The following is an 11,086-nucleotide window of genomic DNA, read 5'->3' on the forward strand; positions in this document are numbered from 1 at the left end:
ACAAGTAGGAAATTATTTTATGAAATTAAAAAGTTATTTAGTAGCCAGTTCGGTTATATTAATTGCGTTATTTACAGGCTGTGCAAAAGAGGTTGAAGAGTACAACAAACCAGCAATGTATTGGTACTCTAAGATCGTTCAGCAAATATCTCAAGGTGATTTAGAAAAAGCAGATAGCTATTATAGTTCTCTGCAGGGTGAGCACATAGGTTCTCCTCTCTTGCCAGAGGCAACCATGATTTTAGCAATAACTCACATGCAGTACGAAGAGTATCTTTTAAGTGAGCATTTTTTAGATGAGTATATAAAAAGATATGCAACTCAAAATGAAAAAGAAGAAGCAGAGTTTTTAAAAATAAAAGCGAAATATATGGCTCTTCCAAACCCAAGACGTGATCAGGCTTTGATAGACTTAGCAATCAAAGAGGGTGAAACATTTAAGTTACAATATCCAAACTCTATGTATATAGAAGTTATAAACTCTATGCTTATTAGATTAGAACTTGCACAAGCTGCACTTAATGAGACAATAGTTGACCTTTATAATAGACTTGATAAACCAAAAAGTGCTGAGTATTATAAAAACATTAAGCCACAAGATTGGATAGTATGGAATGATATTCAAAGAGCAAATACATCTTGGTATCGTGAGTGGTTTGAAGGTGATGGCACTTCTAGCTGGTATGAGTTTTTAATACCAGATACACAAAGTGTTGTCTCAAGAAATTCTATATCAGAAGAAGATAAAATAGTAGGAGAAAATAATGAAACTAAGTGATTATGGAAGTTTTCCAGCAAGTATACCAGTTATAGCAGAGGATGAACTATTCTTATATCCATTTATGATATCACCTCTTTTTTTAAGTGATGCAAATAATATCGAAGCAGCGACGAGGGCGATAGAGGAGAGCACTTTAGTTATAGTATGTCCAACTAAACCTTCAAAAGAGGGTGAGCGTGAGTTCGAGTCACTTTATGATGCAGGTGTTGTTGGCTCTATTATGAGAAAAGTCGCACTTCCAGATGGTAGGGTGAAAGTTCTTTTCCAAGGTCTTGCGCGAGCAAAGGTATTTGGCAAAGTAGGAGACAATCCTCTAGTCGTTGATGTAGATATTATTGAGCCAACAAGTGTAGACTCCCTTAAAATTGATGCAATTTTAGAGATAGTTCGTGAAAAGGTTAGAACACTATCTAGTGTTAGTAACTATTTTCCACCGGATTTACTAAGAACAATAGAAGAAAATCATGACCATAATCGTATAATTGACCTTATTTGTTCAACAATAAAACTAAAAAAAGATCAAGCGTATGGTCTTTTTGTGGAGTCAAATACTGAGAAGAGATTTTTGGATTTAATTGAGCACCTTATAGATGAAATTGAGGCAAATAAACTTCAAAAAGAGATCCGTTCAAAAGTTCATACGCATATAGAACAGGTGAACAAAGAGTACTTCCTAAAAGAGCAGTTAAAGCAGATTCAAAAAGAGCTTGGCAGTGATACTTCAAGAGATGAAGAGATGGATGAGTACAGAAGCAAGCTGGCAGCCAAAAAAGAGAAAATGAGCGAAGAGTCTTATAAAGAGGTTAGCAAGCAGATAGAGAGGTTCTCACGTATGCATCCTGACTCATCTGATGCATCAATGACACAAACATATCTTGATTGGGTTTTAGCTATTCCTTTTGGTGAAGAGAGTAAAAGAGCGCTTAGAATTAGTGATGTAGAAAATCAACTAGATAAAGACCATTTCTCACTAGAGAAACCTAAAGAGAGAGTAGCAGAATTTTTTGCTGTTAAAGAGTTGATGGAGTTGAGAGGAGTAAAAGGTAATTCTGGAGCAATTTTATGTTTCTCAGGACCTCCTGGTGTTGGTAAAACGTCACTTGCCAACTCTATTGCAAAAGCACTCAAACGTCCACTTGTGAGAATTGCACTTGGTGGTTTAGAAGATGTTAATGAGTTAAGGGGACACAGACGAACTTATGTTGGTGCAATGCCCGGTAGAATAACACAAGGGCTTATCGATGCAAAGAAGATGAACCCTGTAATTGTTTTGGATGAGATAGATAAAGTGTCAAAAACAGGAAGAGGAGATCCAACCGCAGCACTTTTGGAGATTTTAGACCCTGAACAGAATAAAGAATTTCGTGACTATTATCTGAATTTCAATATTGACCTAACGAAAGTTATTTTTATTGCTACAGCAAACGATGTTGGTAAGATTCCGGCACCACTTCGTGACAGAATGGAATTTATAACAATTAGCTCATATACTCCTCAGGAAAAGTTTGAGATTGCTTTAAGATACCTTGTTCCTCAAGAACTTAAAAAACATGGACTTAAAAAGAGTGAAGTAAGCATATCTAATCCAGCGCTAAAAGAACTTATCCATAGTTATACACGTGAAGCTGGAGTGAGAAATCTTCGTAGACGTATTGCCAATATGTGTAGAAAAATTGCCAGAGAAATTTTGGAGAATCCAGAGATAACAAAAGTCTCTTTAACTCTAAAAAACCTAAAAGATTATTTTGACAAGACTGTATTTGAGATAGAAAAAACAACAAAAATTCCTGTAGTTGGCGTAGTAAACGGTCTTGCATGGACAGCAGTTGGTGGAGATGTTTTAAAAATAGAGAGTATCCGAATCAAGGGCAAAGGGACAATGCAACTAACTGGTAGTCTCGGTGAAGTAATGAAAGAGTCAGCAAGAATAGCTTTTAGTGTTGTTAAAACATTAATAGACACCAAAAAACTAAAGATAGATTCTCCAAATATTCCACTTACATTTAAAGAGGCTGAAGACGCTATAAGAGTGGACTCAAGCGAAGTATATAAGCGCTATGACTTACATGTGCATGTACCTGATGGAGCAACTCCAAAAGATGGACCAAGTGCTGGAATAGCTATGGTAAGTGTAATTTCATCTATATTAAGTTCTAGAAAAATTCGTTCAGAAATTGCTATGACGGGTGAAGTTTCACTAAGTGGAGATGTATTGCCAATTGGCGGACTTAGAGAGAAACTTATCGCTGCACATAAAGCTGGAATGAGTAAAGTATTAATACCATCAAAAAATTATGATAGAGATTTAGAAGATATTCCCAAAGAGGTCAGAGACTCTTTAGAAATAATTGGAGTAAGTAGAGTAGAGGAAGTGCTAGATCATATTCTTGTTTAAATTATTAAAGAGTTTATTTTTTCAACTAGGTCATTATTTCTAATTGGCTTCATTAAAAAACCATTAGCACCAAGCTCTAGTGCTTCTGTTTTTTTAGTTTCATCAGTAGTCAGTACTATTATTGGCATTTGCTTTATATTATCATCGGAACGAACTACTTTAAGCATCTCCAGCCCATTCATAACAGGCATAATTATATCAAGCAGTACTAAATCAATATCATCTCTAGATTTTATTTGACCTATAGCATCTGATCCATTTTTTGCTTCAATAACTTCTTTTACATCTTGGTTTTTCATAAGCATTGACTTGAGTAGTTTTAGATTTATTAAATCATCATCAACTGCTAAAATAACTAATTCTTTTGACATATTTTACCTTTTATACGTATTTTACAAATAAAGATTTTAACAACTCTCTATCCATTGCATTTTTAACTATTTCATCTACATGTTTATCATGAACAGCACCATTTTTTTCAACAGAATCATCTATAAGTACAATATGTGAATCCATCCCACTAGAGTTTATCAAACCTTTAACAGCTGAAGAGACCTCTTCTACGTCTAGGCCATCATACTCCTTATCAAATAAAACAACTTTATAAGAGTAGTTTTGAATTAACTCTTGAAAGTCTATTGCTGAAGATGCAACTTCGTATGTTAAGCCATCCATACTCTCAATAATTTTAGTATAGAGTCTTGTTTCAAAGTTGCTTTTTTTAGCAATTAGTATATCTGCTCTGTACTTTGGTGCTTGAATTACTTCATCTTCTTCTATTTCTTCTAGATTTAGCTCTTTTATGTTGGTCTCGATGTCAGCTTCATCTTCGGATTCAACTATGTGATCGAATAAAAATTGATTAAGTACGGATATAATCTCTGAACGAACCAAAGGTTTTGTTGTGTATTCATCAAGACCAGCCGCTAAAAATCTTTCTCTGTCACCTTTTAATGCATTTGCTGTTAGGGCAACTATAGGTATATGCGGCTGATTAAAATCTTCTTCATAGTCTAGTATTTCAGCAGTTGCTTCTACACCATCTAAAAATGGCATCTGGATATCCATGAAAATCAAATCAAATTTCTCATCTTTTCTTTTTTGAAATGCTTCAAGACCATTATTAGCAATTGTTATTGTTAGCCCTAAATCTTCCAATGTTCTTTGGATTAGTTTTTGATTAATTATATTATCTTCAGCTACTAAAACATTTGCAACAAATTTTGATGAACCGGAATCAAATTTTTTACGAGATACTTTTTGAAATACATTCGTTTCTACATTTAATATAGAGTAATTTTCAAGTGCTAGTTTAAGCTTTGTAGAGTGTAAAGGCTCATATAGAATTTTAAATATATTGAGGCCCATATTATCAATCTTTTTCATAAGATTAGATTTTGTCAGGACTATCAGCTCTTGAGGAAGTTTTGCAAATTCTCTAAGAATATCATCTGTTACATAGTCATAATCAACGAAAATAAGATTATACTTTGTATCTTTTTGAAGAAGAGAAACTTTATTGATATCTTTAAATGTTGTGTATCCTACTCCTAAATAATCAAGATATTCTCTTAAATATTTATCCTGTTTTTTAATTTTTAAGGAATCACTTAATATAAGGGCATTTAAATGGTTGAAGCTGTTTTGTGAACTTTCATTAAGTGTTTCAACATCTTCAAGCTCAATTGTAAAGAAGAAAGTTGTACCTTGCCCTGGTGTGCTCTCAAGGTCAAGTTTTCCACCCATTAAGTCAACGAAACTGCTCGAAATTGTAAGCCCTAGACCTGTACCTCCATATTTACGAGTAATAGAAGTATCAGCTTGGCTAAATGCTTCAAAAATTCTAGACTTTTGTTCACTTGTAACACCTATACCACTATCTTGAATCTCAAATTTAATTTTTGTTTTACCAATGTTGTCTGAATTAACTTTTCTAATATTCACGTTGATTGAACCGGCATTATTTGTAAATTTGACGGCATTTGATAGAAGATTTATAACAACTTCTTTAATTTTAGTAGGATCACCTTTTAAAGGGAATTCAAGTTGTGGGTCTATAAAACAACCAAGGTTAATATGTTTTTCACTTGCTCTGACTCCGTAAACTTCAACAGCACTCTCAAATTCTACGATTGGGTTAAAGGCAATATTTTCAATTTCTAGTTTATTACTTTCAATTTTAGATAAGTCAAGAATATTATTAATAATTTCAAGTAAGTTTTCAGAACTTTTTTCAATTATATCAACAAATTCACTTTGCTCCTCTTGTAAGCCAGAGTCTTTTAGCAGTTCCGTAAATCCAACAATACCATTTAAAGGTGTGCGAATTTCATGTGACATATTTGCCAAGAACATAGATTTTGCTTCACTTGCCTCTTGAGCTGACTCTTTATCTTTTTTTGTTTGCTTAATAATCTCTTCAAGTAGTTCATAGGCTCTATTTGTACCTTCAGAAGTATGAAGGTTAATCTTTGTATTCTCTGATTCAGTATCTTCTGCAACCCTTTTTAATACATTTTCAAGTTCTTTAATATTACTAGCAATCTCATTTGCTAATATATAACCAATAGCTGCAAGTACAATTGTTATAATCCAAATAGTAAGTGAAATAATAAAAAGTTGTAAAGATTCATCTTGTACTTCTTTAGACCTTGTAACCATCGAATCAAGAAGTAAGCCTTCTGCTTTAGAAATTAGGTTAATTTTTTCCGATAGCATAGTAAACCAAACACCAGATGTTATTTCATACTCTCCACTATTAGCAACAGAAATAATTGCTGTTCTCTCTGTGTTTATATCTTCAAATAACTCTATACTCTCTTCATCTTTAAATATGCTATCCATGCTTTTTATTAAATCTTTGTTTTGCATGCGATCATAATGTAATGAATCAGCTTTTCCAATAAGAGAGACCCATTTATTTAAGTCGTCTTCTATTAGTTCAGCAGAACGGGAAATTATATAGGATATATATCCTCTCTCAATTCCGGTTGCTTCTTTTGCATTAACCATTGCGATATAGAGAGAGTATAGTTCATTTATCTCTTTATCTACTTGATTTTCAGTTATTTGTTCTAGTAGAATAATGAATTTTTCTTGTACAGCAACATACGTATCTATAAACATTTCATTGAATTCTATTTTCCCCTCATCAACTAGAGGTCTTACTAGATTTATTCTAGCCATTGAGTCAGTGACAGTTTCTATGTTAGCACATGCAACACAAATGGATTGACTTTTCACATCATCATGTGTATGTAAAATTTTATTATTTTGTGCGTGCGATAGATATTTAGCTACTTTTAAATCAACAATTTTTCTCTGCTTATTAAGAGATTTTAAAATATTTCCAGTTTTATTACCAAGCTCCATGGCACTCATACCACGTTCACGAGCAATATTGCCAATAACGTCATTGAGATATCTATTTTGGTCTAGTTTGTTTTGTAACTGTTGTGCAGACTGATAATCAACATATGAATTATAAACGTAATAACTAGTCATGGCAAATAGCGCTAAGATTGGTAAAAGACTAATTAGTCTTAGTCTATTTTTTAATCCAAATTGCATTATCTATTCTCCAAATTAGAAATTTGGTTTAACTTCAATGTTACGTTATCAATTAATCCTTTAACGTTACTAATATCAGTAGAACTTATAATAGAATCTAGCTCATGATCGAACTTGTGAATTCTCATATTGTCACTCATTCCTTTTAGCTTAATAGCTGCATTTTTACAACTCTCTAGGTTGTTTTTTTCAATTGAATCAATAATTGTGTTAGATAACTCATGAGACTCACTTAGATAATCTTCAAACAACTCTCTAAAACTATCTATGTCTAGTCCAATGTCATTTGCAATCCGTTGCATGTCGTATGTAATTGCGATATCTAAAGCTTCCTTGTCAATATCTTCATCATCGCTATCACTTCCATTGTCTAAAATTGAAAGGTCCTCATCAATCAGTTCATTGTTTTGATCGCTGATTTCCGATTTGAAAAACTCATCATCGGCAAGTTCTGCCACTGATATACTATCAGGAACATCAGAGTCGACAATTGCATCAGTAGAAAAATCATTAACAAAAGTATTTTCCTGTATTTTTTCAACTTCAGGAACTGCAATAGACTCTTCTTTAAACGATAAAACAAAATCTTCTTCCTCATCTTCTTCTACTGCACTGTTTTGTATTTCTTCTGGGATATTTGGACTTTTATTTGATAACTTAGCAACTATTTTATATAGTGAGTCTATCTTTGTTTTAATTTCATTCCAATCATAAGAATTATTAATTATTGTTAACGCATCTAACGCATCTTCTATTCGTAAATTAGCAGCTACGCCCTTTAGTTTATGGGATTGAATTTTTAACTGATTAGTATCTTCATCTGCTACAGATTTGTACAAATCATCTTTGAAGCTCTGCGCTTGAGCGATAAAATCTTGAATAAATTCTTCTATTAAATCAATAGGTAAGCCAAGCTCTTCAGAGGCTACCTGTGGTGTATATAGATATTTTGAAAATTCACCATTATCTTCTTCTTCGTCAGAAGTTTTTTCAGGTTCAGGTGGTTGTTTTGTTAAAGTTTGTATTGGCTCTTGACTTGTTTCTGTCTCAATTGCTTCATCAACAACAACCTTCTCTTCAAAATCAATATCCAAAGGTGCATCCAAATTTAAGTCTTCTGTTGAATTTTGACTTTCATATATGTCGACCACTGTATGAGGCTCTGCTTCGGGAGAGTATGTTTCATAAGGATCAAAAGAGGCTTTAGTAATCTTCTCATGTACTACATCGGAATTCTCATCATGTACTATAGAGCCTGGAGTTGTTATGAGTTCTGTTGAGCCTGTGGCTGTAGCAGGAGCAGGTTTTTGAAGTATGTCAGCAGAGAATTTTTCACTTTGAGCCTGAGAGAGAGGTCTTACGTTAGATAAGTTTACTATAAATGCTCTTTCGGACGGATTGTCGACTAGGTAGATAGACTTAATATCTATCATCGTCGTATAATTTTTCCCTTTGATGTGTATTATTGCTTTAGAACCTACACCATCATCTTCACATAGGATATAGTCTATCCAATGAACATGTTTAAAGTTGTGAATGTAGCCAGGTGTTTTTACAAATAAATCTGCAAAGTCAGCTGCTTCGTTACGAAGGTCTGCTAGATTTGAAAGACCAAGTGTTTCTAAATCACTAGCGTCAATCCCTAAAAATTCTTTTTTATAATTATAAATTAGCATACATACGACCTTTTATTTTTTATTATTTTCTTGTTTGTATTGTTTTTCATTTTCAATAATGTTTTTTCTCGATGCAGGCTTACTTACTGAAATATAACCTATTATGCTGTCGTTTTCATCTAAAACAGGAGCTAGTTCCATGTCAACCCAATAAAATTGGCCATCTTTGCGCATGTTTTTTATTAGACCAGTCCAAACTTGACCACTACTAATATTTTCCCACATTTTGATAAAGACAGAGTTAGGTACATCAGGATGTCTTATAATATCGTGGTTACTGCCTATTAGTTCAGCAACTTCATAACCAGATATCTCACTAAATTTTCTATTTACGAAAGTAATAACACCTTTTAAGTCTGTTTGACTTATAGCGACTCTACCTTCGAAGATATACTCTTCATCTATTGGTACAACTTTGTTCATTAAAAACCTTTAGTAATGGAAAATGTCATAAATTGCACTAAATATATCATTAATAGTTTAAAAAAAAACTTAGTTATAAATGTTTTTAATGATTTCTGCGTCTTTTTGGTTTAATACAGAACTAATGTCCTCAATACTTAGCTCTTTTAATATTTCAAATGTTCCAAAAAACTTAAGCAGTTTTACGATTTTTGCTTGTGATATCCCTTTTAAAGTTAAAAGCTTGCTCTCTTTATCAAGTTTTAGCTTTGTCTTTTTATGAAAAGTTATGGCGCACCTATGAGCTTCATCTCTTAAATTCTGCACCCACTGAAGCCTAACGTCGCTATTTTTTAGTCTATAGATATCATCTTTTGTGTATAGAATGTCATTGGCTTTGCCCTTTGCTCTATGAGCCTTGGCATCTATTTTTTCCTTAGAGATAGCAATGATATCCAAGTATATTCCGTTTGATTCTACAATTTCAATAGCTAACTTTAAGAGTGTAGAACCGCCATCTAAAACCCATAAATCTGGTGGAGAGTTTTTAGAAAAGCTCTCCACTCTCCTGGTAAGTGTTTCTCTCATTTGAGAGTATTCATCTTTTGCTCGAAGGTGATATGTTCTATAGCTTTTTTTATCAAATTTGCCATTTTCATAAACTGCCATAGCACCAACTGTTGCAACTCCTGACATGTGAGAGTTGTCAAAAATTTCTACACGGTTTGGAACTCTTTGCAAAGAAAAAAGCTCTTTCATATCATATAATATTTTAGTGTTGTTTTCAGTAATCTCTTTTTTTAGTAACTCTTTCGCATTGATTATTGCCAAGTCAACTAAATGTTTTTTGTCACCTCTTAGAGGCACTTTTATTTGTGCTTTTTGTCCAAAAACTTTAGTTAAATGTTCTTCAATTACTTCTACATGTAGAAATTTATGTGCCACTAAAATAGGAGCTATTATTGGCGGTTTTTCATCTTTGTAGAACTCCATTAAAACTCTTTGGTAGATTTCATCCTCATCATAACCTTCATTTAGTTGTATATAGTCATGTGATGATGAGATAATTTTTCCGTTTCTCATAAATATTCTAAGAACAACGGCTCTGTTTGTTGTGTTTTGAAGGACAAAAATATCGTAGTTCTCATCACTTGCAAAATCAATCTCACTTTTAATCTCGGTACGACCTATTGTTTCTATACGGTTTTTTAGCTCTCCAGCTTCCTCAAAGCGAAGCTCCTCAGCATAAAAATACATTCTTTCTTGAAGTTTTTTTATAAGAGTTTTTTTGTTTAAAATTAACTCTGTTGCTGAATCGAGCTCTTTTTTATATGCAGCAGGTGAAACATCCAGCTCACAAGGCCCAAGACATTTGTCTATCTGATAATAGAGGCATAGTTTTTTCGATTTCAGACAACTTTTTTTTTGCACTAGTTTACAGATTTCATAGACAGAGTCTAGAATATCTTTGGCACCAGTGGAATATGGTCCATAATACTTAATATTTGAAGATTTAATTACTTTCCTCGTTATCTCAAATCTTGGAAAATCCAGCGAATTGTCTACATATATATATGGATATGTCTTATCATCACGAAGTAAAATATTGTATTTTGGATTTAGCTGTTTTATAAGCGAGTTTTCTAAAATAAGTGCATCATGCTCACTGTTTACAACTATATAGTTTAAAGAGGCTGTCTGATCTATCATCTTTTTGATTCTTAGAGATAAGTTTTGTTTAGCTTTTAGAATAGGCTCAAAACTAAAATAACTTCTTACCCTCTTGGATAGACTTTTTGCTTTTCCAATGTAGAGTAAGTGACCATTTATGTCAAAATATTGGTAAACACCAGCGGAATCAGGAAGTTGTTTTATTGTCTCTTTAAGATTCATTTTTAGCTTTTATTATCTCTTGAATACTGCGAACAAGAGCATTTAATTTCTCATTTTTTATCTCTACATGTAGGTTTCCAGATGCTCGTTCTTTGTAAACTTGTTTTACTTCTTTAAACTCTTGCATTGGTTTTTTCGGAGAATGTGTTACAAAAGCTTTAATATCTGTGAATAAACTATCTTCACAATTCTTACATTCCTCTGGCATATGAAAATTTAAAGCAGATTTAATACTTTGTATATTATTATCAAATTCTTGTTTTCCAACAGGGTGATTAAATACAAAAAATAGAGTATTATTCTTTATGTAAGCAAAATTTATCATCTTCTGTACGGGCGGAGTAAACATAGATTTTACTATGTTAATGC

At 32.8% G+C, this 11,086-nt stretch carries 8 protein-coding genes; 2 read left to right on the forward strand and 6 right to left on the reverse strand.

Annotated elements, in window-relative coordinates; all coding sequences use genetic code 11:
• Positions 1-19 precede the first annotated feature (19 nt).
• Positions 20-778, forward strand: coding sequence for an outer membrane protein assembly factor BamD (locus HUE87_RS01845; RefSeq protein WP_194367054.1), 759 nt, complete (start codon positions 20-22; stop codon positions 776-778).
• Positions 765-3,176 carry an endopeptidase La gene (lon, locus tag HUE87_RS01850; RefSeq protein ID WP_194367055.1) on the forward strand — a complete coding sequence of 804 codons (2,412 nt, stop codon included), beginning with the start codon at positions 765-767 and terminating at the stop codon, positions 3,174-3,176. Before HUE87_RS01845 ends, lon begins: the two co-directional genes overlap by 14 nt.
• Here the strand turns inward: lon and HUE87_RS01855 are convergent.
• From HUE87_RS01855 to HUE87_RS01880, 6 genes are all read right to left on the reverse strand, one after another.
• The gene (locus HUE87_RS01855; protein ID WP_194367056.1) at positions 3,173-3,547 is read right to left on the reverse strand and encodes a response regulator; all 375 of its coding nucleotides are present in this window, start codon (positions 3,545-3,547) and stop codon (positions 3,173-3,175) included. The genes lon and HUE87_RS01855 overlap by 4 nt on opposite strands.
• 10 nt (positions 3,548-3,557) lie before the next feature.
• Complete coding sequence (locus HUE87_RS01860; protein ID WP_194367057.1) at positions 3,558-6,746, reverse strand: hybrid sensor histidine kinase/response regulator; 3,189 nt, start codon at positions 6,744-6,746, stop codon at positions 3,558-3,560.
• Positions 6,746-8,422 (reverse strand): Hpt domain-containing protein, encoded by a 1,677-nt coding sequence (locus HUE87_RS01865; RefSeq protein ID WP_194367058.1) that lies wholly within the window; start codon positions 8,420-8,422, stop codon positions 6,746-6,748. Before HUE87_RS01865 ends, HUE87_RS01860 begins: the two co-directional genes overlap by 1 nt.
• A gap of 12 nt (positions 8,423-8,434) precedes the next feature.
• A complete protein-coding gene (locus tag HUE87_RS01870) occupies positions 8,435-8,845 on the reverse strand; it encodes a PAS domain-containing protein (protein WP_194367059.1) in 411 nt (136 codons plus the stop codon).
• A gap of 69 nt (positions 8,846-8,914) precedes the next feature.
• Positions 8,915-10,717, reverse strand: a complete 1,803-nt coding sequence (gene uvrC, locus HUE87_RS01875) for an excinuclease ABC subunit UvrC (RefSeq protein ID WP_194367060.1) — start codon at positions 10,715-10,717, stop codon at positions 8,915-8,917.
• On the reverse strand, positions 10,707-11,066 hold the full coding sequence (locus HUE87_RS01880) for a hypothetical protein (RefSeq protein WP_229855189.1): 360 nt from the start codon (positions 11,064-11,066) through the stop codon (positions 10,707-10,709). The genes uvrC and HUE87_RS01880 overlap by 11 nt, the downstream gene beginning before the upstream one ends.
• Positions 11,067-11,086: the final 20 nt, after the last annotated feature.

It is taken from the genome of Candidatus Sulfurimonas marisnigri, assembly GCF_015265475.1.
Classification (GTDB): domain Bacteria; phylum Campylobacterota; class Campylobacteria; order Campylobacterales; family Sulfurimonadaceae; genus Sulfurimonas; species Sulfurimonas marisnigri.